Consider the following 516-nt stretch of genomic DNA (forward strand, 5'->3'; position numbering starts at 1 on the left):
ATTTTTAATGCTTTTAAACCAGTTCGAGCTTCAAAGGCGTCATATCCTTCGCGCTGCTCGTGGAATAAGCGCGCATCTAAAGCTGCAGACGCTAAGTTGTGTGCAGCCGTAACGGCGTGAATATCACCCGTCAAATGCAAATTGAGCTCTTCCATTGGCGCAACTTGGGAATATCCGCCACCTGCGGCACCACCTTTGATGCCAAAGACAGGCCCCATTGATGGCTGTCGAATACATGCCATCACGGATTGCTTTAGCTTCGCCAGTCCTTGAGCAAGGCCAATGGTTGTCACGGTTTTGCCTTCACCTAGTGGAGTTGGGGTAATCGCGGTGACCAGAACCAATTTGCCGTTTTGGTTGTCATTCAGGCGGGCTAAACACTTAGGGTGTACTTTGGCTTTGTATTTTCCATGTGTATCAAATTCTTCAGGCAATAGCCCTGCTTTTTCAGCGATAACATCGATGGAAGATAACGGTGTGTTTCGGCAAATTTCAATATCAGACTGCATGGATACT

At 47.5% G+C, this 516-nt stretch carries 1 protein-coding gene; it reads right to left on the reverse strand.

The annotated features are described in order from the left end of the window. A partial coding sequence (locus tag R7Q48_RS31115) for a formate--tetrahydrofolate ligase (RefSeq protein WP_318134280.1) occupies positions 1 to 509 on the reverse strand: 509 nt, incomplete at its 3' end. Positions 510 to 516: the final 7 nt, after the last annotated feature.

Source organism: Vibrio sp. 378 (assembly GCF_033339435.1).